Below are 22,145 nucleotides of genomic sequence, written 5' to 3'. Positions count from 1 at the left end.
GGTGAGAGCTCACCCCATTGGTTTTTTTACTTTCGGCCGTTGGCTTAGCCACAACAGCTTGTTGACCCACAACCGCCTTGGACTTGCACGTCTTTGCCGTCCGCAAGATAAGTGTTGGTGAGGTAGAAATCGCTAAACAGCTGCACGAAATCTTCCGATACCGTCTTCTCTACCAATCCTGACTCTAGGATGTGCTTTTGCCATGCCTGCATTTTTGGCAGACCACAGAAGAAGTCGTAGCCAGAGTGCGCTTTGACGATGGCAGCGCGGTGCAGAAGCGGCAGCCAAGCCATGTCTACATTGCTTAGTTCATCGGATTTGAAGAACTTGGTTTCACCAGACAGTTGGCTTTCTGCTTTTTGGAACGCTTTGATCAGTTTCTCTGCACGTTCTTCAAAGGTTGCTTGGTCTTTGCTGCTCATCGTGCCGCATTGTGCCAAGTAGTGTTTAGAACCTAGGTAGCTCCAAGCTCGGTCTAGGGCGCGTTGTTCGTTTGTCACGCCTTGCTCTAATGGACCGTATTCGTCTTCGATGTATTCGATGATCGCATCAGACTCAAACAGTGCCGTGCCAGACTCTGTCACCATCACGGGTACTTGACCGTTTGGTGAGATGTCTAGGAACCATTGTGGCTTGTCTTTTAGGTTGATGTATTCAATCTCGTAAGGGATCTGTTTTGCTTCTAGTGCCGCAGTTACGCGTTGAACAAATGGGCAAATTTTAAAACTGATAACTTTAAGCATGGTCATTTCTCTCTATGTTTTAGCTTGTTTACATCCCTAAGACGCAGGCAAAAAAGAAAAGACGAAGCGCAGGCGAAAATTTTTTAGAAAATAAATAAAAAAAAGCGCAACGAGGTCATCGTTGCGCTTTAAGTTTCTGAAATTCAGTGTTTTTTATTCTGGAACGATCCAGTCGACTTTCCAGTGACCCGTTGCTGGCGCGATCGCTTCTTGCAGGAATGGCAGAATTTCTTTCATCTGGCTTTCCAGTTTCCACGGTGGGTTAATCACGATCATGCCTGATGCCGTCATGCCGCGCTCGTTGGTGTCTGGAGATACGCCCAATTCGATTTGCAGAATTTTGCGAATGCCAAGCCCTTCCAAGCCTTCAATCATGTCTTCGATGTCATGGCGGTTTACTACTGGGTACCAAATCGCGTAGATACCCGTTGCCCAACGTTTGTGACTTTGGTAAATCGCTTGCACGACGTCGCGGTACTCTTTTGCTAGCTCGTATGGTGGGTCAATCAGCACCAAACCACGACGTTCTTGCGGTGGTAGACTGCCTTTTAGACGCTTAAAGCCATCTTCTTTGTAGATGCTCACTTGACGATCGCGGTGGAACTCTTGCTCTAGTAGTGGGTGATCGGCTGGGTGCAGCTCAGTTAGAACCATGCGGTCTTGCGGGCGGATTTGCGCACGTGCAACACGCGGTGAGCCTGGGTAGTAACGCAGATTCTCACCGTTGTTCAATGTTTTGATTGAATCGATGTAGCTTGCGATCTCTTCAGGGATGTTTGAGTTATCCCAAATGCGCGCGATGCCTTGTTTGTATTCGCCCGTTTTCTCAGACCATTCGTGAGTCAGATCGTAGCGTCCCACACCCGAGTGGGTATCGTGATAAACAAACGGCTTATCTTTTTGCTTTAGTGCATCAAGAATGAGGCTTTGAACGATGTGTTTTACCACGTCAGCATGGTTGCCAGCGTGGAAGCTGTGGCGGTAACTTAACAAATTAAACTCTCGAAACACTCTTTGACTGAGTGTGGTCTGTGATTTTCGCGATATGGCGGTATTATACTCAAGTAACTTAAAGAAGTAGAACTTCGATTCAAATCAGTATCACTGATAGGGATTCGCTATTGAAATTTCTTTAAGTCACCCATACTTAGTATGAGTAAACAAATTGAACCTAAGTGGGATTGCGCCGCTCCAATAGAGTGCCAAACCGAACTTAGGCATAACAAGACTCAAGGACAGAGTAAGCGCTCTTTGACCCATTCGGTCATTGCTGCATCGAGAAAGGGAACGGAAATCCCCCCATCCATGTTGTCGGCTTGCCTGTGCATTGAGTTCGCCTACTGTTTTGCAAATACCAATAGAGTCTTTGCAAATGCGAATAGGCAAATACAGAGCCAAAACACAAAAGGAATTATTCATGTCTAATCCACTTCTTACGTTTACGGATCTTCCTCCGTTTTCGCAAATCAAACCAGAACACATTAAACCTGCAGTGGAGCAGGCGATTGCGGATTGTCGTGCCAAGATTGACGAGGTACTTAAAGACAATGCAAACCCAAGCTGGACCAGTGTGATCGCGCCTATTGAAGAAGCGGATGACCGCTTGAGCCGCATTTGGTCACCAGTGGGTCACATGAACTCAGTAGTGAACAGCGAAGCGCTGCGTGAAGCTTACGAAAGCTGTCTGCCAATCCTGTCTGAGTACGGTACTTGGGTTGGTCAGCACAAAGGTCTTTACGAAGCGTACAAGGCGATCAAAGCCAGCGAAGAGTACGCGACGCTGACGCGTGCACAGCAGAAGACCATTTCGGATTCACTACGCGACTTCGAGCTTTCGGGCATCGGTCTACCATCAGACGAGCAACATCGCTACGGCGAAATCAGCAAGCGCATGTCTGAGCTGAGCTCAAAATTTTCCAACAACGTGCTGGATGCAACCATGGGTTGGACAAAGCACGTTGCAGACGAAAAAGACCTAGCGGGTATGCCAGAATCTGCACTTGCAGCGGCAAAAGCGGCAGCAGAAGCAAAAGAGCTCGATGGCTACCTAATCACGCTAGATATCCCATCTTACCTACCAGTTATGACGTACTGTGATAACCAAGACCTACGTAAAGAAGTGTACGAAGCATATGTAACGCGCGCCTCTGACCGTGGTCCAAATGCAGGCAAATGGGACAACACAGAAATCATCACTGAGCAGCTAAAACTGCGTCATGAAATCTCTCGTATGTTGGGTTTCAACACTTACAGCGAGAAATCTCTGGCAACCAAAATGGCAGAGAACCCAGCGCAAGTTCTTGGCTTCTTGAACGATTTGGCTACCAAAGCAAAACCACAAGGTGAGCGCGAAATCGAAGAGCTACGCCAGTTTGCGAATGCGGAATTTGGTGTTAGCGAGTTAAACGTATGGGACATTGCGTACTACAGCGAGAAGCAAAAGCAACACTTATTCCAAATTTCGGATGAAGAACTGCGTCCTTACTTCCCTGAATCAAAAACAGTAAGTGGTCTGTTTGAAGTACTAAACCGCGTGTTTGGTATGACAGTGACAGAGCGTGAAGGCGTGGATACTTGGCACGAGTCAGTGCGTTTCTTCGATATCTTCGACGGCGAAGGCACACTACGTGGCAGCTTCTACCTAGATCTATACGCACGCGAACACAAACGTGGCGGTGCGTGGATGGATGATTGCCGTGGTCGTCGTGTGACGCTATCAGGCGAGCTACAAACACCGGTTGCTTACCTTACGTGTAACTTCAACCGTCCTGTGGGTGACAAGCCTGCACTGTTTACGCACGATGAAGTGGTGACACTATTCCACGAGTTTGGTCACGGTATCCACCACATGCTGACGCAAGTAGAAACAGGCGCGGTATCGGGCATCAACGGTGTACCTTGGGATGCGGTTGAGCTACCAAGTCAGTTCCTAGAAAACTGGTGTTGGGAAGAAGACGCGCTGGCGTTTATTTCTGGTCACTACGAGACAGGCGAACCACTACCAAAAGCGATGCTAGATAAAATGCTAGCAGCGAAGAACTTCCAGTCGGCGATGGGTATCCTACGTCAGCTAGAGTTCGGCTTGTTCGACTTCACTCTGCACACAGAATACGACCCAGAAGTGGGTGCTCGTGTGCTTGAAACTTTGGCAGAAGTGAAAGAGAAAGTAGCAGTTGTACCAGCGGTTGAGTGGGCGCGTTTCTCACACAGCTTTGGTCACATCTTCGCTGGTGGTTACAGCGCGGGTTACTACAGCTACCTATGGGCAGAAGTGCTGTCTTCAGATGCGTTCTCTCGCTTTGAAGAAGAAGGCATCTTCAATAAAGAAACCGGTCTGAGTTTCTTGAACAACATCCTAGAAATGGGTGGCAGTGAAGAACCAATGGAGCTATTTAAGCGCTTCCGTGGTCGTGAGCCAGAAATCGATGCGCTACTGCGCCATTCTGGTATCGCAGCGTAATCTCGATTGAGAATGAAAATGGGCAGCCAAGTGGTTGCCCATTTTTTTGTTCTTAGATTCAGCTTTTAGTATCTGATTCAGAGTGTTATGGATTTACGCTGCGATTGATCGGGTTTTGCAGCGAGATCAGCGTCTCGGTGGATTGCACTTCGTCGATCGCTTGAAGCTTATCAATCAATACAAATTGCAGCTCTTCAATCGACTTGCACATCAATTTGACGAATATGTTATACGCGCCCGTGGTGTAGTAAGCTTCTACCACTTCATCGAGGGCATTGAGCTTTTCTAGCGCTGAATGATAGTCGCGCGCGGCATTCAAGTTGATGCCGATAAAGCAACATACGTCATATCCTAGCTTTTTGGTATTGACGATTACCTCAGTACCTTCGATGATGTCCGCCGCTTTCATTTTCTCGATACGAACGTGGATGGTCGCTGGACTGACATTAAACTGTTTTGCCATTTCCGCGTAAGGCTTACGCGCATCCGCCATCAGAGTTTTGAGAATCGCGCGATCGAGATCGTCGAGTTTAGGCAAGCTCGTATTCATACAATTATTTCCGTTGGGTATGAGGTTTAAAGTTCATTTTATACTCACAGCGGACAGGATTCACAAGGTTTACGCAGGGATAACCGCGAGGTAGCTCTGAAGTCATGGAGTTGATGTGCCATTTTTTCTGTTTTGCATAGCGATCATGTTCAGTGTTGTCGCTGCGGCGCAAGAGCAAAAAGTCCTCGTTGTTCACTCTTACCATCAAGGTTTCTTCTGGACTGATTCTATCCAGCGTGGTTTCACCCAGCAGCTTGAGGGGCGACAGCTTGATACGCGCGTGTTGTATCTCGATTCCAAGCGCAGTCAAAGCCAGCACTTCTTTAATCAGCTGGAGTCCCTTTATCGCACCAAACTGAGCGAAGAGCATTTTGACTCGATCGTGGTCAGCGATAACAATGCACTTGCTTTGATGCAGCGTTTGTCTTCGGTTATCAAAGATACACCGGTGATTTTCTGTGGTATCAATAACTATCATCCTGCACTGCATCAGGGGTTGAAGGCGACGGGCGTGATTGAAGACGTCGATCTGTCCGCCAACCTCGCCTTGATTGAGCGTTTGCATCCGACCCACAAACAGATCCTTATTGTCAGTGACCATTCTGTTACTGGTGCGGCACTTCGTGCTCAGATCGAAGACTTTCTTGATGATAACCCAGCATATCGCGACAAAATCCGTCATTTAGTGCCGGAAACAGTAGACGACTTAAAACAACAAGTCTCGCAAATGAACATCGATAACGTAGTGCTGTTTTGGACTTACTACCGCGATATTCACGGTAATGTTGCGACCGATAAAGACTGGCGTGATATCAACCAAGCCTCTAATGCGCCGCTGTTTATGGTGCACGATATTGGACTTGGGCATGGTGCAGTCGGCGGTGTGATTCAAACCGGCTATCGCCAAGGTTTTGAAGCTGCGAAGTTGTTGGCGCAAGTGCTGGATAACCCACAGCAACCTTTGCCTGCGATTGTGCGTGCAGAATCGGACATCAAACTCGACTATCAATCGGTTGTGCGTTGGGGTTTAGGCGCAGAACAAGAAGCCTCGTCGGTGTTCTTCAATAAGCCGGTGGAATTTACTGAGCGTTACGCCCGAGAAATTAAACTGTTTGGCAGTGTGCTGGTGGCGATGACCATCGTGATTATGTTGCTTAGTTACTACCTGCATCGCATTCGTCGCAGCGAAAGTATTGCTCGCGAAAGCCAGACGATTTTAGAGTCAGTGTTTGACCAGAGCATGCAGTACATGGGCATTCTCGACCAACATGGTTTGCTTAAATCCGGTAACGATCGTCTGCAATCGTTACTCAATCATCAGGATATGCGTCTCGATCGTCCGCTTTGGCATCATAAAAACTGGAGCGAAGAAGCACGCCAGCTACTTGCTAATTACTTCCAATCCAGTCATCGCCAAGTCTCCACTTTTGAAACGGAGATCTGGAGTAAAGAACATGGAGCTATGGTGCTGGAAGTGTCCCTCAAACCGTTTTCTCAGCAAGTGGCAAATCAAGAGCAATACTTGTTTGAAGCGCGTGACATTACCAGCCGTAAAGCGATGGAAGATAAGCTCTACCAACGTGAATCGAGTTTGCGTAACTACTACGAGCAGCAGCCGGTAATGATGGTGACGTTAGATAACAATAACCGCATTCAGGAAGTGAACCGTTTTGCTCAGCAGCTTTTGGGGTATCAGCCATTGGATATGCTGGGGCATCGCCTACGTGAGTTCTATTCGGACGAAAAAGCGCTGATCCCGCGCCAAGTGCTACTACAACCACAGCAAGTGATGCACGGCGTTTGGCGTCGCGAAATCGAATATCGTCATGCGGATGGTCATCGTGTTTGGGTACGTGAAAACATTCGCCCATTAAGAGATTCCGACCAACTGCTGATCGTTGGTGAAGACATTACCGAAACCAAGAAGCTCGCCAAGCAGTTAGAGTACCAAGCACGCTATGACTTGCTGACCGACACCTACAACCGCAACTATTTCGAGCTGGAGCTGCAAACCGCACTGCGAGAAGTAGAAAGCCACCGTCGCGTGCATGCAATGTTGTACCTCGATCTCGACCAGCTCAAAGTGCTTAACGACACCGTGGGTCACGATGCGGGTGATGCGGCTATTCAGTTCTGTGCCAGCATGTTGGAAGAGGTACTGCCATACAATGCAGTCTTGGCACGCATGGGCGGTGATGAATTTGCTGTGTTGTTGAAAGATTGCGATGAGCACGGTGCGATTAATGTGGCGAAGCAGATTATCACGACCTTGAGCGAACAGCTTTTCCGTTGGGAAGACACACAACTGTTTATGAGTTGCTCAGTGGGCATTCGTATCATTGACCACACCGCCGAAACGCCACAAATGGTCCACGCTCAAGCAGATTCCGCGTGTCATGTTGCCAAAGAGCAGGGACGCAATCGCTATAACCTATTCAGCTTAGATAACGAAGAGCTGCAACGTCGCCAGTTAGAGATGCAGAGCGTTAATCTGGTGCACGAAGCGCTATCGAGTAAGCGTCTTGAACTGTTTGCTCAGCGCATTGTTAACTTGAGCGGTGAAGGCTCACCATTGTGCTTTGAGATTCTGGTACGTATTCGTGATGCACAGGGCAATTACTTGTCTCCTGGTGTTTTTATCCCAGCCTCTGAACGCTACAACATCGCGCATTGGATTGATAAACAAGTGATCACCCAAACCCTAGAGTGGTTTGAAGCTCGCCCAGAGATAGTAGAAAAACTCGGACGCTGCGCGATCAACTTGTCCGGTCAGTCGATGGGGAATCAAGAGTTTATCGACTTCCTGTTAGAGCGTTTGCAGTCGTCTTCGATTCCTTGTGAGAAGATCTGTTTAGAAATTACTGAAACCGCAGCGATGAGCAACATCGACCAAGCACTCGGCTTCTTTACTCGCGTGCGCACGCTGGGCTGTTTGATTGCATTGGACGATTTTGGTTCTGGCTTGTCTTCTTTCGGCTACTTAAAGCAGCTTCCAGTCGATATCGTGAAAATTGATGGTCTTTTCGTGCGAGATATCAACGTAAACGAGATGGACCGCGTGATGGTGCGTTCAATCAACGACTTAGCCAAGCTGATGGGCAAGGTCACGGTGGCGGAATTTGTTGAGAATGACCAAGTCAGAGAGCTGCTGATCGAGCTTGGTGTCGACTATGGGCAAGGTTATGGCATTGGGCATCCTAAACCTTTGGCTGAGCTGGTTGACGAACTTCAGCAACTTTAACCATCCAGACGAACGTCATCTAACTTCTCCCCAGCCTAGCAATTAGAGGCGGGTTGGGTATACACTCAGCGCCAGTTAAACCGATTTTACTGGAGCCTCCTTTTGCAACTGCAATTGATTTGTGAAGACCCATCTCAACAGTCTCACCTTGATGAACTCGCTGCGCGTTGGCAGCTTTCTCACACTGATGACAGTGACTTTGCCTTAGTCCTAACGACAGAGCGTTTAGAGCTGCGTAAAGTAGATGAGCCAAAGCTGGGTGCAATCTTTGTGGATTTGATTGGTGGTGCAGTAGGGCATCGTCGCAAATTCGGTGGCGGTAAAGGTCAGGCAATCGCGAAAGCGGCGGGTTTGAACAAAGGCGCAACCCCAACCGTACTGGATGGCACTGCTGGTTTAGGGCGCGATGCGTTCGTATTGGCGTCGTTGGGCTGTAAAGTCCAAATGGTTGAGCGTCACCCTGTAGTCGCAGCATTGTTGGATGACGGTTTGGCTCGTGCGAAACACGATCCAGAAATCGGTACTTGGGTATCAGAGCGCATGTCTTTGATTCACGCTTCTAGCCATGATGCGTTGGAACAATTGGCGCAAGATAAAGACTTCGTTCAGCCAGATGTGGTTTATCTCGATCCAATGTACCCGCACCCTGAAAACAAAAAGAAATCGGCATTGGTGAAAAAAGAGATGCGCGTCTTCCAATCTCTGGTTGGTGCAGATCTTGATGCGGATGGCTTGCTGGCTCCAGCTATGGCATTGGCGAGTAAGCGTGTGGTGGTCAAACGCCCTGATTACGCCAACTGGCTTGATGAGCAAAAGCCGAGCATGGCAATCGAAACTAAAAAGAACCGTTTTGATGTGTATGTGAAGGCATCAATGGCGTAGTTCGACTAAACGTCTGACGACACAAAACTTCTTCTCACAGCGCCTAATTTGGCGCTGTGTTTGTATCTGGTGTTTGCTCTGCTTATTGATACTTTTCTCTTGCTAATTCGGCATACTGACTGTATATCTAACTAAGAATTATTATTATTTCACTTGTGTGATGCCGTAGAGTAAAACAGTCGAGAATTGGGAAGCTGGAGTAGTAGCATGGCGAAACGTTTATGTAAGATGAGCCGCAAACAGATTGCTGAGAGTTTGGGTGACATTCACCGCTTGGTGGTAGCACCTAAGTTTGTCTGCCGCTCTTGTGCTCGTTCTTCTGCCTCGAAAAACACCTTGTGTAAGCCTGCCGCGATTCCACCTCAAAAGTGCCAAGACAAACCGCTATCCGAGCAACAGGCTTGTGGTCTATTGGCGGAAGCACTGCCAACCTCATCTCTTACTCAAGATACCCCAATCATCATGGCGTCTGAGCAAAGCGCAGAGAAAGCCGCGATCGTTAAACGTGTTGTGGAACGAGTGAAAGAGAAAAAACTGGCAGCAAAAGTCGCATCCGTAACCTCAACCACTAAGCTAGAGGCGCCAGCTATGTTTGATTTGTCAGATAAGAAAGCGCTGAAGAAGGCGAAGAAAGCGGTTAAGAAACATTACAAGCAGCAGAAGAAGTTGCTTAAGTTAGCCAAAAAGCAGCAAAAATGGCTCAAACGCCAGCGCAAGCTTGAAGCGCGAAATGCCAAACTAGAGGTGTTGCTGCCAACGCCACCAAACACGTTGATGAGCACAAGCTCGCAAGCCAAAGTGCATTAATCGAATCAAAAAACGCTCTCCAGTTGGAGAGCGTTTTTTATTGTCGAAATGTTTGTAGGATTAGCTGTGTTACTTGTTGGCGTAACTCATCTCTACGCGTTTTTTCACCCAAGTTTCGTTGATCCACAGTGATAGCATGATGATCGCACCACCAATGGCAAGTCGCGTCACATCAACATCGCGATTCCAAATCACGATATTCACAATCAAACCAGCAGGGACGAGTGCGTTGTTCATTACCGCAAGTGCACCCGCGTTGACCATGGTTGCGCCTTTGTTCCACGCAAAGTAACCAAAGCCTGATGCAATCAAACCAAGGTAAGTCAGAATACCCCATTGTGTTGCTGTGGTTGGCATCTTGTCTAAGTTACCCATCAGAGCAAAGGCGACGGTCGCTACGCACAATGCACCCAAGTAGAAGTAGCCAAATACCGTGTGCTGCGGCAGTTCAACCGACTCGGTTTCCATAATGTATTTATAGCCGACCTGACCGATGGCAAAACACAGGTTCGCTCCTTGTACGACCAAAAAGCCCATCAAGAAGTTTTCATTGATGCCCGCAAACTTAATCCACGCCGCCCCCAGCACTGCAATCGCCGCCGTAACCAAATACCAAGGCGAGAATCGACCTTTCAAGAAGTCATAAATCAAGGTTACGTAAATAGGGGTAAATACGGTGAACAGCAGAACTTCTGGTACAGAAAGGAGTAGGAAAGACTGGTAGTAGAAGCAATACATTAAGCCGAGTTGGAAGCCGCCTACGATCATCAATTTCGCGATCAGAGATTTGCTTACGCCACGGAATTTTAAGAAAGGAATGAAGACTAAGCTCGCCAGCGCAACGCGCATGAAAACAGAGAACCAAGAGTCAACCTGACCGGCAAGGTAAACGCCGATCAGGCTAAATGAGAATGCCCAAAGTAGGGTAACTGCGGATAGATAAGCCATGGATGAGAATCTTTATCAACAACAAATGTGCCCGCAGTCTAACCAAGTTTTAAGGTCACGCCAACGCAAATCAGTCTTTTAGCGGTACGACCAGCATATCGACAGGTGAGCAGTTAATAAGCTGTCGCGTCGACGAAAGAATCTTGCTCCAGAAATCTTGGTGATGACCACAAACCACCAAATCAATATTGTAGTCCTGAATGGTATCGCACAGCTCGTTACTCAAATCACCGCTACCGACTAACGTATGCGTGATTGGATACTCTGCGTATTCTTCAAAATTCGCTAACTGTGTACGAGACGCTTCCATCGCTTGGTGTTGCGCCTCCGCCATGTTGATGTCGATAAGCCCGGTGTAAAGCTCGGCGTAATTCACATCGATATGAATGAAAGAGACTTTCGCATCCAGAGGTTTAGCCAGTGACACGGCTTTCTTAATCAACACTTTACTGTCGTCTGAGAGGTCGACTGCCACAAGTACGTGTTTGTAACTCATATTGCTATCTCCTTGATAAGGTCATAGTGTCAGATTAGCACTAAGTCTCAGATAATTTTGCTGAAGTGATCTCATATCAATATCGTAGGTACAAAGTGTTGCCACTGTAATCATGTTATAGTGGCGCAAAACGCATGCACATAAATAGGAGTTAACATGCTGTCTCAAACTATGGTTGAACAATTGAATGAGCAAATTAACCTAGAATTTTTCTCATCCAATCTATACTTACAAATGAGTGCTTGGTGTGAAGACAAAGGTTTTGAAGGTGCGGCTGAATTTTTACGCGCTCACGCCGTAGAAGAAATGGAGCACATGCAACGTCTTTTCACTTATGTAAGTGAAACTGGCTCAATGCCAATCCTAGGTGCGATTGAAGCACCTAAGCATGACTTTGCTAGCCTTGGCGATGTTTTCCGTGAAACCTACGAACATGAGCAAATGATCACGGAAAAGATCAACAAATTGGCGCATGTTGCATTTACAAGCCAAGACTACTCAACGTTTAACTTCCTACAGTGGTACGTGGCTGAACAGCACGAAGAAGAGAAGTTGTTTAAAGGGATTTTAGATAAGATCGAATTAGTTGGTGAAGACGGTAAAGCATTGTTCTTCATCGATAAAGATCTAGCACAAATGGCAAAAGAAGGTTCATCTTCAATTATGGGTGCTCCAGCTGCATAACGTGTTCCCGACGCGGTAAGCAGCGGGTTAAGGACGAAGCATTGATCGTCTTTATCTCTTGAGCATCGTTGAAGATGTAGGGAGGAAAAGATGATCAGTGGAGACACAATCTTATTTGCGCTAATGGTAGTAACGGGAGTAAACATGGTCCGTTATCTTACCGCTCTTCGTTCTTTAATTTACATCATGCGTGAAGCGCATCCTTTGCTTTATCAGCAAGTGGATGGCAATGGATTTTTCACCACCCATGGTAACGTCACCAAACAGGTGCGGCTGTACCATTACATTAAGAGTAAAGAGTATCACCATCATCATGATGAGATCTTTACTGGCAAATGCGAAAGGGTGCGCGGGTTATTCATTTTATCGACCGCTTTACTTGGTGTGACCCTACTGGCTGCCTTCATTCTTTAAGCCAGCAAGCTGTGCTTGGAATTTAAGCGCTTTTCCCGCTCGACTTTTGTCGTTAGAATAGCGCCCGCAGAAAGCAAGGATGTGCATTACGCACATCCTTTTTTATTTTTGGATTTTGGACAAACCAATCTAAATAAGTAATTGAGCGTTACCCATGAGTAAGAAATTTGATGTTGTTGTAATTGGCGCAGGTGCGGCGGGTTTGATGTGTGCAGCAGAAGCAGGCAAACGCGGACGCAGTGTGCTCGTACTGGATCATGCGAAAAAGCCAGGACGTAAAATCCTTATCTCAGGTGGTGGTCGTTGTAACTTCACTAACTACGACGTCTCAGCGAGCAACTACTTATGCCAAAACCCACACTTCGTGAAATCGGCGTTGTCTCAGTACACCAACTGGGACTTTATCTCGATGGTCAGCAAGCATGGTATCGAGTTTGAAGAGCGCGATCACGGGCAGCTGTTCTGTGTTGATGCGTTTACTGCAAAAGACATCGTTAAGATGCTACTAGCAGAATGCGATATGCCAAACATCCAACAACGCTACCAATGTGATGTACATTCGATTGAGAAAACCGATGCGGGCTTCCGTCTGCATGCTGGTACTGAAAACATCGAATGTGAATCTTTGGTGGTAGCAACGGGCGGCCTGTCGATGCCTAAATTGGGCGCGACACCATTCGGCTATAAGATTGCTGAGCAGTTCGAGCTTCCGGTAATTACCACTACAGCAGGTTTGGTACCGTTTACGCTGCATAAAGAAGACAAAGAAGATTTCGCTGAACTATCGGGCATCGCGATCCCGGCAGAAATCACCGCGCAAGACGGCACTATGTTCAAAGAAGCATTGCTGTTTACTCACCGCGGCTTGTCGGGGCCGTCGGTACTGCAGATTTCGTCATTCTGGAAAGCGGGTCAGAAGGTGACGATTAACCTTGTACCAAACGACGACATCGCTGAACTACTAGAACGCAGCCGCGAGAAGCATCCAAACCAATCGTTGAAGAACACGCTAGCAAAAGTGCTACCAAAGCGTTTGGTTGAAGTGCTGATTGAACGTAAAGAATTAGCAGACAAACCACTTAAGCAGTTCAACCAGAAAGAGATGGTAACCATCGTTGAGCGTCTAGAAAACTGGGCAGTCGCACCGAATGGCACAGAAGGTTACCGCACTGCAGAAGTGACCTTAGGCGGCGTAGATACCGATCACCTGTCTTCAAAAACCATGGAATGTAAGAACATCAAAGGCTTGTACTTCATCGGTGAAGTGATGGACGTAACTGGCTGGTTAGGCGGCTATAACTTCCAATGGTGCTGGTCGAGCGGCTTTGTTGCTGGTCAGTGGGTGTAAGAATGTGTAGAAACAATAAAGTTCGCCCGTAAGCACTAAAGTTTGCCCGTAAGAGCATTTTGAGACAATAAAGTTTGCCCGTAGTGACTCTTGTTACTATGATTAGAGTAGGCAAACTTTGCTGGATTTAGTATGGGACGTAGCCGAAAAATCGAGTCGTTGGATGATTATCAACGGCACTTAAAGAACAAATACGGTATAGGCCAAGGCGCTAACTACAAGCCTTGGCTTAGGATTCAGGATGTAAAATCTAAAGGTAAACGCTCACTGATTTATGGTAGGAAATCTCAAAGAGACCATCATATGATGTCCTCAATAGAAAGTGAGCACTTTTATCTTGCTGAGTTTTCGAGCCGTGTAGTTGATATTAGAGAGCAATTTCCTCTCTTCCCTCTAAATTTTACGCAGAAAGTTGCTAAAACCCTTGGGGTTAAACACCCTACCCACCCTGATACGAAAGAGCCGATTATCATGACAACGGATCAGTTGCTCACGATAGACTCTCCTCAAGGCACTACATATCATGCAGTTTCTGTAAAACCTGAAGATGACTCGGGTGATCTACGCGTCCTTGAAAAAATAGATATTGAGCGAGTTTGTTGGGAATTGCTTGGTGTTAAGTTTAGTTATTTTACGGGAAATGAATTAACGAGAGTTCAAAGCGGTAATCTTCACTGGGCTACATCCCCTTTTCGCGAGAACCCGAAGGTCTTTTCCTGTGATCAGGTTGATTGCGCTCTCTCTGTTTTGGCGACAGGGCAGTACTTTATTGAAGATCTATGTAATCAGCTAATCTCAATGAACATAACATCTAATGATGATGCTTTATTGTTAATTCGCTTCCTCATAGCCGATAAATTTATTGATGTTGACCTATCAACTAACATCTCTGAATCTGGGCTTATTAATGTGAAGTATGTAGCTGAACAGCCAGGAGGTATTTTATATGGAGCTTCCTAGAAATAGCGTTTGGAATGTGAATGATTCGGATCTGCTTGAAGATGGGCTCTATCGTTTGTTGGAAATCATGCAGGATGTTGAGTCCGTCATTTTATTCTCGCTAGAAGTTACAACGGTAAGACCTATAGCTGTTTCACTAGAAGGTTTCATTGAGCTCGTTTCTAGCCGTAAAGCTAAAAAAGACCGCTATGAATTGCCAGCTTACCTTTTAGTTGATGAAGAGAATGTTCCGGTTGAACATATTGAGCGCCGAGATAAAAATTATAATTTAATTAAAGATGTTATATCAGATAGTACTTTTCTTTTTGATTATGCGACGAAGAAGCGCTCACCTCAACTTGCTGAATATTCAAAACAAATTAATGTTGACCGCAAGACTTTAGCTCGACTACTTTCTCAATTTTGGCGAAATGGGCAGGACAAAATGGGCCTGTTACCCGCATTTTCGAAAAGCGGGGCTTCTGGGCGAGAGCGGGCTCCAACAACGACACCACTAGGTGCACCGAAACAACCAAGAACTATAGCTGTTGATAGAGCTGCTAAGTATATTGTGAGTGATGATGACAAAAATAAATTCAAAAGAGCGTTAAAAAAATACTACCTTAAAGAGTCAGGTCTGACACTAGCAAAAACCTATGGCAACTTGCTCAAAGATAGCTATTCAAATGAGATAAATTTGGCTGAGGCCTGCGGTAGGCCGCCTTTAGTCCCAACCAAAAAGCAGTTTAGTTACTGGCGAACAAAACTATTTAGTAAAGAAGAAATAATCAAGCAACGAACGTCAGAGAACGACTTCCTCAGAAATAAAAGAGGGGCTTTGGGTAGTATTACAGATCGAAGCTATCTGCCTGGTGTTCACTTTGAAATTGATGCAACCGTTGCTGATGTGCATATCGTATCTGAACTTGGATCTCAGTATATTTTAGGGCGACCGACGATATATATCGTAGCTGACAGAGCGAGTCGAATGATAGTTGGTATGCATGTATCGCTCTATCATGCTTCTTGGCGTGCAGCACGGCAAGCATTAGCTAATAGTTTCTTACCTAAATCTACTTACTGTAAAAGCTTTGGCGTAGATATTGAAGATTCAGAGTGGCCTTGTGCTCATATTCCTAAAGAGTTGGTCTGTGATAATGGCGAAATGATTGGAGTCCAACCAAAGAAAGCGTTGACTCCAATGACGCAATTATCATTTACTCCCCCATATAGGCCTGATTGTAAAGGGGTAGTAGAGAAACGATTTGATATTATCAATAAAGAAGTACTTCATGAGTTACTTGGTACAACGAGAGGTGGGCAGGTTGTACGAGGTAGTCGAGATCCTAGAAAAGATGCGATCTATACACTTAAGGAAATTACGGTTGAAATAATAAAAGTGGTACTGGAGCATAATCGTTCAATTCTTGATGGTTTAGCCTTTTCTAGCCCTTTACTCATTGAGAATGACCTATCTCCGACCCCTCTTAACTACTGGAAAATACACCTCGCAAAGCATAGGCATGAGCTTCAGTCAGCTAATAGTGATGAGGTTATAGCGAGATTGTTGCCGTCAGCCGAAGTCAGCATGACTCGAAGCGGAATATATTTTAATGGTATGTATTATACATGTTCAGAAGTTGAAGAACTTAATTTGGCATCGGTCGCTAGGTCATCTGGGCGCTGGAGACTAGAGGCGCGTATTGATGAAAATACAACGAATTACATCTATGTTCGCTTAGATAAAAACAAGGAGTTCATTAGGTGTAACTTGTTGCCTAGAAGTCGAATGTTGGGTGATAAGTCTATGTATGAATCTGACTTTATACAGGATTGGCTTGATACTAAGAAAGAGTTAACACCAATATCAACGACCTCAATTGACGACCATAAACATCGCCAAGAAGTAACCCGTCAAGCAAAGAAAAGAAGCAAAGATGCAGAGAAGGTCTCTTTTAGGGATAAAACTGCTAATACTCGTCAACGTCGAAAAGAAGAGCTAGAAGCCACCACCAATATGATTGCATCAACTTCTGAACCTTCAGCCATTAACAAAGAGTCTGCTCCCTTATCTACCGGTAACAAAGTAGTTCCATTACCCAAAGGCCCTAAAAGAAGAGCGAGTAGAGGTGAGTCATGAGAATTGAGTCTGCAGTGTATCAAGATGCAATTCTTCCTGAGCATCGAGGTAATCCGATAATAGAGGCTCTTCCAGCTAAAAAAGCGTGGGTAACTGTTATGGATGATTTTAGTAATTACCCAGATCTGTCAGAAGAGATTGCTGACCATAAAGATCCATTGGTTCGTGATGAGTACCTAAATCGCATTGAAGAAATCAGGCAGCCGCTGACCGATTATGAAGAATGCTTCCGCGCTGTTGAAAGGGCTATAAAAAAGGGCTACTCGGCCAAGAATCCATTGAGCCCTACAACTGCCCAATTCTTGCATTATTTGGTTGATGAGCGACCTAATATAGAGCCGAGAACTGGGTACTTTAAACCCAAAGGAGATGGACTTACTCTAATTGGCGAAAGTGGTGTTGGTAAAACCTCAATGGTGTAGCAAGTCCTAGAATATTTTCCTACAGTAATTGTGCATGAGTCCTATAAAGGCCATCCACTCGAACTAAGAAAACAAGTTGTCTGGATAAAAGTCGACTGCCCTAGCAATTCCAGCGTTAGGGATCTCTGTGAGGAGATACTCTCAACACTTGACTTAACCTTAGATAGAGAAAGAACAAAACCAGCAGGGACAATCGGAGAATTAATTAGGCAGCTAGAGCGGTCAATCAAATCAAGTTTCTAGGTATACTCGTGATTGATGAAATGCAAAACCTAAAGTTTAAAAGAACGGGTGGAGAGAACAATCTATTAAAATTCTTACATCGACTAATGAACAAGTTAGGTGTTCCACTTTTCTTTGTCGCAAATCCCCCGTTTGACAAGTCTCTAATTAAAGAGCTCAAAGCTGCTCGCCGCGCTGAAAGCGGTTATCACCATACTATGTCTGTTTTGACAAGAAACAGTATTTCATGGAACGCGTTTATAGACCAACTCTGGCAATACCAATGGACCAACGTTTACACGGAACTTACAGAAGAGTTAAATGATGTTCTTCACTCCTTATCTGTTGGTAATATAGATATGGCAAGCCGAACCTATAGAGAGGCTCAACGTTTGGTTATTGGCTCGGATGATGAACGTATTACACCAGCAACATTATCTGCCGGTAATGCAGTTGCTTGTGGTTTATCGAGGCAAACGGAAGAAGTGGATAGCTTAAAGGTAGCTCTTATTCCATTACCCAAAGGCAAGCAACGTAACTCTCAGCGCAAAGATGTACCAACTGCTAAAACAGTCGATAAAACTGGTGATATCACTAAGCCTCAGCACCCTGAATTTGCTTCTAGGCTTATTGAACTAGTGGGAGCGGTAGACCTACTAGATAGAGTTAAAGACCCTGATTTATTTCAACAAGCTGCGGGTTTAGAAGACCCTATGTGCTATTTAAGATCTCGTAATGTTGTTCTGGACGATCCTCTTTCAGAACTGTCCTATAGTTAAGATATAAACACTATCAATACAGTAGATTCATTATACAGGTACCCAGAGCGCTACCTGATCGAGTCTTTAGGGGCCGACTGTAGTTATGAATATCAGGTTCAGCCTTATTCTAGGTTTAAAGGTGGGCCTTACATCATGACTCGCAACTCATGATGTTATCGACATTGAATACCATGCTTTTATAAAAAGCAGGAAGTGGATGGGTAAGAGGTGGAACTGTGTTTTCAAAAGCATATCAATTGCTTGGCGGGGAAGTACGTAATATGAGTAACCCACTACAGAGTTTAGTTGTAATACGTGATGGCTTGCCTGTTTTATTTTTCGAAAAAGGGAGGGAGCACCTAAGTGTTTCCAAAAGCGTTTATGCACAACTCATTGGGGTAAGTTTAAGTAGTATTCAACGTATGAAAAAAGCCAACGTGCGGCTTAGCCCCGCATCTAGTGAGCATGTATTGATGCTCACAGACTTAGTCGTACAATGTGATAGCTACTTTGATGACATAGAGAAAAGAAACCACTGGTTAAACTGCCCTAACTTGAGCTTGGGGAATGCTACTCCGATATCAATATGCGATACAGCTATGGGTATTAAGCTGGTTAGCGAAGCAATCGTAAAACTCAAATCTGGGCTTGTGGCATAACATTTTTATTGCTGATTTATTCTTATCCCCAAGTTGATAGTCGAGCTGAGAGTGGTTATCACTATTTCAACAAGCTACTAGCTTAGAGGATCTCATGCTCTACTTAAGATCGTGTAATGTTGTACAGGACGTCCTCTTTCAGAACTATCCTATAGTTAGAATATAGATATTATCAATGTAGGATACTCATCATGCAGTTACCCAAAGTACTACCTGATGAGTCCTTACACAGTCGGATATGCCGTTGCTTATCAGTTTGTGAACATTCTACTGAGCAAGCTTTAGAGCTGCTTGTGGGCGATAAGAGAGCAGCTGTTCATCCGTACCTCACATCAAACTTACACTTTCTCGCTCAGTCGGCTGATGAATCATCAAAGACACTCTTATCGTCTCAAACACTGCGTCCATTGTTTTCCTATTATCTGCCACAATATCGAAACGCGATTGAAGATGTAACTGCCAGAACAAATGAGGTTATAAGAGCGAGTCAGCTTTCAACCTTCCGTGAAAAAGAGTGTTTATCTATTAAATACTGTCCAGTGTGCGCAAAAAATGATTTGTATGACTATGGCGTTGCTTATTGGCACCTAAATCATCAGATTCCAGGTGTAGAGGCATGTTCAACACATAGAACGTGGCTAGTTCATCAAGAGTTGCCTGGTCGCAGTCATGTGTATTGTCATTTTCTTCCTAGCCCAAAAACGATACCTATACATTGCACTGATATCGCAACTGACTTCGCATCTTTTGCTACTCAACGAGTGCTAATGTTACAGGCTCTGAGTCAAGATGAGAGCCATGCTGTATTGAGTCAGGATTACCAAAATCAGCTAGGCTTGAGGGGCTTTTTGACGGCAAGTGGCCGAGTGAGAAGGAAGAGCATCTTGGAGGGGATATATGATTTATCCGAAGGCTTATTTCTCTCACCAACACTTTTGTCTGTCAGATCAAGATTAGATTTCAGCTTTGTATCGACATTGCTCTCTGGTCAGTACCCTCAGCATCCATTTAAGTACTTACTTTTTGAGTTTTTCCTATCTCGTTGCCGATCCTTTAAAGGAGTGACAGACAAGAGTTTAAGCCCTCGAACTGCTATAAGGAGATGCTTTCAGGTAGAGTTGTTACTATGGGCCAACTTTATTGTCTAAAAATATTCTTGCGGGCAATCTTTATTGTTGCTGCACAAAGAAATAAGAAGCCTAGCTTAATTAGCTAGGCTTTTCTCTTTAAGGCTGAAGTGCCATTACCAGAATACGATGTATAGGATGACGGTGAGTGCGCAAACCAGACCGCCCCATTTTAAAGCCGCTTGAGATGGCGTCATATCTAAGGTTGTATTGGATTTAAACTCGACCCTCTCTTCTTTAAAAATCATGCCATAGACTGTCAGTATTGCGAGTACCGCGATTAGACAGTAAGACATGTTGTAGAGAAAGTGAATGTGAGGGTAGTTCGCTTGCATAAACGCGTAGATGATGGCGTTTGCAACAATACCAATCACACCAGCCCACTTGCCTGATGTTCTATTGATTAAGCCGTAGATAAATACCGCTAAAATACCCGTCGATACATAACCTTGGAATGACTGAATAAAGCCAAAGATTGATTTGAATTCAGCAAGCATAGGTGCGACGACACATCCAATTACTACAAACACACCAATGCAAATACGCCCAAACTTAACATATTCACCTTGCGCTGCTGCTGGACGGATATAGCGTTGATAAACGTCCATTGTGAGCAATGTTGAAGCGGCATTAAGGACAGCTGCGAGGGATGAGATAATAGCCCCCATCAAAGCTGCGATTACGAAACCAAGAACACCTGTATTTTTGGGGATCAACTTAGTGATGAGTAGCCCCATCGCAGAGTCATATTTATATGGGTTGATCGCTTCTTTTACTACGTTTCCCTCTCCTAAACGAGCGACCACTTGTTGGTTATGTTCTAGGATTTCTTCAGCTTTGTTAGGGTGAGAGTTAGCGTATTTACTATCAAGAATAAATACCTTGTTGGTATCGATGTCAGAGACAGCCTGCTCATAACTAGAGAATACACTGCCGCCAGCGTCTAGGTTGGCACTTGCTTCCATATCCGAAGAGAAAAGGTTGAAAGCGATGATGCCTGGTATAACGATAATAAATGGGATTATCAGTTTTAAACCAGCAGCTAAAACTAAACCTTTTTGTCCATCACCAAGAGAAGCGGAACCCAAGATTCTTTGGGTAATGTATTGGTTTAAACCCCAGTAGTAAAAGTTTGGAATCCAGATACCTAGCAGTAATACTGGCCATGGCATTGCTGGTGTATCCATGTGCATTGATTCACTGTTTAGTGCATTGAATTTGGTCAGAACACCAGCATCAGAATTGATGTGGGCTGCATTCCCTGTTGAAGAAACTAATTGAGAAACATCAACTGCACCAAGAGCATCAAACGCGAAATAGGTAATGATCGCTCCGCCCACAATAAGAGCAGTGCCTTGTAATAAGTCCGCCCAAGCACACGCTTTTAGACCACCAAAGGCTACATAGAGTGCAGCCATCCCACCTAGGATCCAGCATGCAAAGGGTAAAGAGACAAAATAGCCGAATTCAGCAAACAGCTTTGTCATCGTTATCGCACCAGCATAAATCACCCCAACTAAGCTAACTCCCACAAGAATTAGAATCATTGATAAGGTCATCGCAAGGCGCGCCCAGTGGTTGTAACGAACTTCTAAAAACTCGGGAATTGTTGTTATGCCGGTTTTAAGGAAATAAGGAAGTAAAACGAAGGCAACGACAACAAGTGTAATTGCAGCGATCCACTCCCAACTTGCTACGGAAAGCCCTTCTAATCCAGCACCTTGCCCGGACATACCTACAAATTGTTCTGCAGAAATATTGGCAGCGATCAGTGAGAAACCAATCAACCACCAACTCAGACCTCGACCTGCAAGAAAATAATCAGCAGCACCGTTTTCCGAGTTTGCTCCATTGGTAGCAGGCTTACTTTTTATCATGCCGACGCCAATGACGGCGATCATGAATGCCAGTGCTACAGTTATATCGAGAATACCCATTTTCTATAGACCTTTTGTTTCATTGATTTGTGAAAACGATTTCACCTATAGGTATGTAATTTTGGTAATTATTACTTTTTTTAACGTAGAGTCTTTTATTACTGTTTTTCTTTGAGGTGGTATCGTTTACACGGGAATCTATTTTTTTATAAAACGCATTACGAGGTAAAAACGTACTAGCTGTGATTTTGATCACTTGCCACGGGGTTCTTATGTGATCGTGTCAGGCAAGTTAAGTAATTGATTGTGATGAATAATGAGAACTTATTTTGTGCGTAAGAGAAACAACGCAGATAGGCAATATACGGTGACAGAATAGGGGGGATAGGGACAAAAACCGAGCCAGTGCTCTAATGCCGATCAGT

19 protein-coding genes are annotated in these 22,145 nt (G+C 45.1%); 13 read left to right on the top strand and 6 right to left on the bottom strand.

Features of this window, described 5'->3' with window-relative positions:
• Positions 1–44: 44 nt before the first annotated feature.
• Entirely contained in the window at positions 45–749 is a 705-nt protein-coding gene (locus tag H735_RS18785; protein WP_020196688.1) for a glutathione S-transferase family protein, read from the bottom strand.
• 147 nt (positions 750–896) lie between these two features.
• On the bottom strand, positions 897–1,736 hold the full coding sequence (locus H735_RS18780) for a 23S rRNA (adenine(2030)-N(6))-methyltransferase RlmJ (protein WP_005434590.1): 840 nt from the start codon (positions 1,734–1,736) through the stop codon (positions 897–899).
• 424 nt (positions 1,737–2,160) lie between these two features.
• Between H735_RS18780 and prlC the strand changes: the two genes are divergently transcribed.
• Positions 2,161–4,203 (top strand): oligopeptidase A, encoded by a 2,043-nt coding sequence (prlC, locus tag H735_RS18770; RefSeq protein ID WP_020196690.1) that lies wholly within the window; start codon positions 2,161–2,163, stop codon positions 4,201–4,203.
• A gap of 85 nt (positions 4,204–4,288) precedes the next feature.
• Here the strand turns inward: prlC and asnC are convergent, their stop codons facing one another.
• The gene (asnC, locus tag H735_RS18765) at positions 4,289–4,753 is read right to left on the bottom strand and encodes a transcriptional regulator AsnC (RefSeq protein ID WP_020196691.1); all 465 of its coding nucleotides are present in this window, start codon (positions 4,751–4,753) and stop codon (positions 4,289–4,291) included.
• 115 nt (positions 4,754–4,868) lie between these two features.
• Between asnC and H735_RS18760 the strand changes: the two genes are divergently transcribed.
• The 3 genes from H735_RS18760 to H735_RS18750 all read left to right on the top strand — a co-directional run bounded on the left by H735_RS18760 (position 4,869) and on the right by H735_RS18750 (position 9,683).
• Entirely contained in the window at positions 4,869–7,994 is a 3,126-nt protein-coding gene (locus H735_RS18760; RefSeq protein ID WP_020196692.1) for an EAL domain-containing protein, read from the top strand.
• 102 nt (positions 7,995–8,096) lie between these two features.
• Positions 8,097–8,876 carry a class I SAM-dependent methyltransferase gene (locus H735_RS18755; RefSeq protein WP_009705451.1) on the top strand — a complete coding sequence of 260 codons (780 nt, stop codon included), beginning with the start codon at positions 8,097–8,099 and terminating at the stop codon, positions 8,874–8,876.
• A 207-nt stretch (positions 8,877–9,083) separates the two neighbouring features.
• The gene (locus tag H735_RS18750; RefSeq protein ID WP_020196693.1) at positions 9,084–9,683 is read left to right on the top strand and encodes a hypothetical protein; all 600 of its coding nucleotides are present in this window, start codon (positions 9,084–9,086) and stop codon (positions 9,681–9,683) included.
• A gap of 69 nt (positions 9,684–9,752) precedes the next feature.
• On the opposite strand, the gene H735_RS18745 is transcribed toward H735_RS18750, so the two are convergent.
• Both H735_RS18745 and uspA read right to left on the bottom strand, forming a co-directional pair.
• Positions 9,753–10,631, bottom strand: a complete 879-nt coding sequence (locus tag H735_RS18745; protein ID WP_005434580.1) for a carboxylate/amino acid/amine transporter — start codon at positions 10,629–10,631, stop codon at positions 9,753–9,755.
• A gap of 70 nt (positions 10,632–10,701) precedes the next feature.
• Positions 10,702–11,127 (bottom strand): universal stress protein UspA, encoded by a 426-nt coding sequence (gene uspA / locus H735_RS18740; protein WP_005434578.1) that lies wholly within the window; start codon positions 11,125–11,127, stop codon positions 10,702–10,704.
• A 156-nt stretch (positions 11,128–11,283) separates the two neighbouring features.
• Here uspA and ftnA point away from each other — a divergent pair, with 156 nt between their 5' ends.
• From ftnA to H735_RS30285, 9 genes are all read left to right on the top strand, one after another.
• A complete protein-coding gene (ftnA, locus tag H735_RS18735) occupies positions 11,284–11,811 on the top strand; it encodes a non-heme ferritin (RefSeq protein WP_005434576.1) in 528 nt (175 codons plus the stop codon).
• A 90-nt stretch (positions 11,812–11,901) separates the two neighbouring features.
• Positions 11,902–12,225, top strand: coding sequence for a universal stress protein UspB (gene uspB / locus H735_RS18730; RefSeq protein ID WP_005448571.1), 324 nt, complete (start codon positions 11,902–11,904; stop codon positions 12,223–12,225).
• Between the two features lie 154 nt (positions 12,226–12,379).
• A complete protein-coding gene (locus H735_RS18725; RefSeq protein ID WP_020196694.1) occupies positions 12,380–13,573 on the top strand; it encodes a BaiN/RdsA family NAD(P)/FAD-dependent oxidoreductase in 1,194 nt (397 codons plus the stop codon).
• Between the two features lie 132 nt (positions 13,574–13,705).
• Positions 13,706–14,533, top strand: a complete 828-nt coding sequence (locus tag H735_RS18720) for a TnsA endonuclease N-terminal domain-containing protein (protein WP_020196695.1) — start codon at positions 13,706–13,708, stop codon at positions 14,531–14,533.
• Entirely contained in the window at positions 14,520–16,652 is a 2,133-nt protein-coding gene (locus H735_RS18715) for a Mu transposase C-terminal domain-containing protein (protein ID WP_020196696.1), read from the top strand. The genes H735_RS18720 and H735_RS18715 overlap by 14 nt, the downstream gene beginning before the upstream one ends.
• Positions 16,649–17,074, top strand: a complete 426-nt coding sequence (locus H735_RS32210) for a hypothetical protein (protein WP_444547703.1) — start codon at positions 16,649–16,651, stop codon at positions 17,072–17,074. Before H735_RS18715 ends, H735_RS32210 begins: the two co-directional genes overlap by 4 nt.
• A gap of 251 nt (positions 17,075–17,325) precedes the next feature.
• Positions 17,326–18,075 (top strand): hypothetical protein, encoded by a 750-nt coding sequence (locus H735_RS32205; RefSeq protein WP_444547704.1) that lies wholly within the window; start codon positions 17,326–17,328, stop codon positions 18,073–18,075.
• Between the two features lie 218 nt (positions 18,076–18,293).
• Positions 18,294–18,716, top strand: a complete 423-nt coding sequence (locus tag H735_RS18705) for an antitoxin Xre/MbcA/ParS toxin-binding domain-containing protein (RefSeq protein WP_020196697.1) — start codon at positions 18,294–18,296, stop codon at positions 18,714–18,716.
• Between the two features lie 191 nt (positions 18,717–18,907).
• Positions 18,908–19,864 carry a TniQ family protein gene (locus H735_RS30285; protein WP_080641600.1) on the top strand — a complete coding sequence of 319 codons (957 nt, stop codon included), beginning with the start codon at positions 18,908–18,910 and terminating at the stop codon, positions 19,862–19,864.
• 95 nt (positions 19,865–19,959) lie between these two features.
• Here H735_RS30285 and H735_RS18700 read toward each other — a convergent pair whose 3' ends face one another.
• On the bottom strand, positions 19,960–21,780 hold the full coding sequence (locus H735_RS18700; RefSeq protein WP_020196698.1) for a sodium:solute symporter family transporter: 1,821 nt from the start codon (positions 21,778–21,780) through the stop codon (positions 19,960–19,962).
• Between the last annotated feature and the right edge of the window lie 365 nt (positions 21,781–22,145).

This window comes from Vibrio owensii CAIM 1854 = LMG 25443 (genome assembly GCF_000817815.1).
Taxonomy (GTDB): Bacteria; Pseudomonadota; Gammaproteobacteria; order Enterobacterales; family Vibrionaceae; genus Vibrio; species Vibrio owensii.
This window is presented reverse-complemented; position numbering and strand designations above follow the sequence as displayed.

Coding starts and splice junctions, on each gene's coding strand:
- H735_RS18785 (WP_020196688.1), bottom strand. CDS start 749: ATGACCATGCTTAAAGTTATCAGTTTTAAAATTTGCCCATTTGTTCAA.
- prlC (WP_020196690.1), top strand. CDS start 2,161: ATGTCTAATCCACTTCTTACGTTTACGGATCTTCCTCCGTTTTCGCAA.
- asnC (WP_020196691.1), bottom strand. CDS start 4,753: ATGAATACGAGCTTGCCTAAACTCGACGATCTCGATCGCGCGATTCTC.
- H735_RS18750 (WP_020196693.1), top strand. CDS start 9,084: ATGGCGAAACGTTTATGTAAGATGAGCCGCAAACAGATTGCTGAGAGT.
- H735_RS18745 (WP_005434580.1), bottom strand. CDS start 10,631: ATGGCTTATCTATCCGCAGTTACCCTACTTTGGGCATTCTCATTTAGC.
- uspA (WP_005434578.1), bottom strand. CDS start 11,127: ATGAGTTACAAACACGTACTTGTGGCAGTCGACCTCTCAGACGACAGT.
- ftnA (WP_005434576.1), top strand. CDS start 11,284: ATGCTGTCTCAAACTATGGTTGAACAATTGAATGAGCAAATTAACCTA.
- uspB (WP_005448571.1), top strand. CDS start 11,902: ATGATCAGTGGAGACACAATCTTATTTGCGCTAATGGTAGTAACGGGA.
- H735_RS18725 (WP_020196694.1), top strand. CDS start 12,380: ATGAGTAAGAAATTTGATGTTGTTGTAATTGGCGCAGGTGCGGCGGGT.
- H735_RS18720 (WP_020196695.1), top strand. CDS start 13,706: ATGGGACGTAGCCGAAAAATCGAGTCGTTGGATGATTATCAACGGCAC.
- H735_RS18715 (WP_020196696.1), top strand. CDS start 14,520: ATGGAGCTTCCTAGAAATAGCGTTTGGAATGTGAATGATTCGGATCTG.
- H735_RS32210 (WP_444547703.1), top strand. CDS start 16,649: ATGAGAATTGAGTCTGCAGTGTATCAAGATGCAATTCTTCCTGAGCAT.
- H735_RS30285 (WP_080641600.1), top strand. CDS start 18,908: ATGCAGTTACCCAAAGTACTACCTGATGAGTCCTTACACAGTCGGATA.
- H735_RS18700 (WP_020196698.1), bottom strand. CDS start 21,780: ATGGGTATTCTCGATATAACTGTAGCACTGGCATTCATGATCGCCGTC.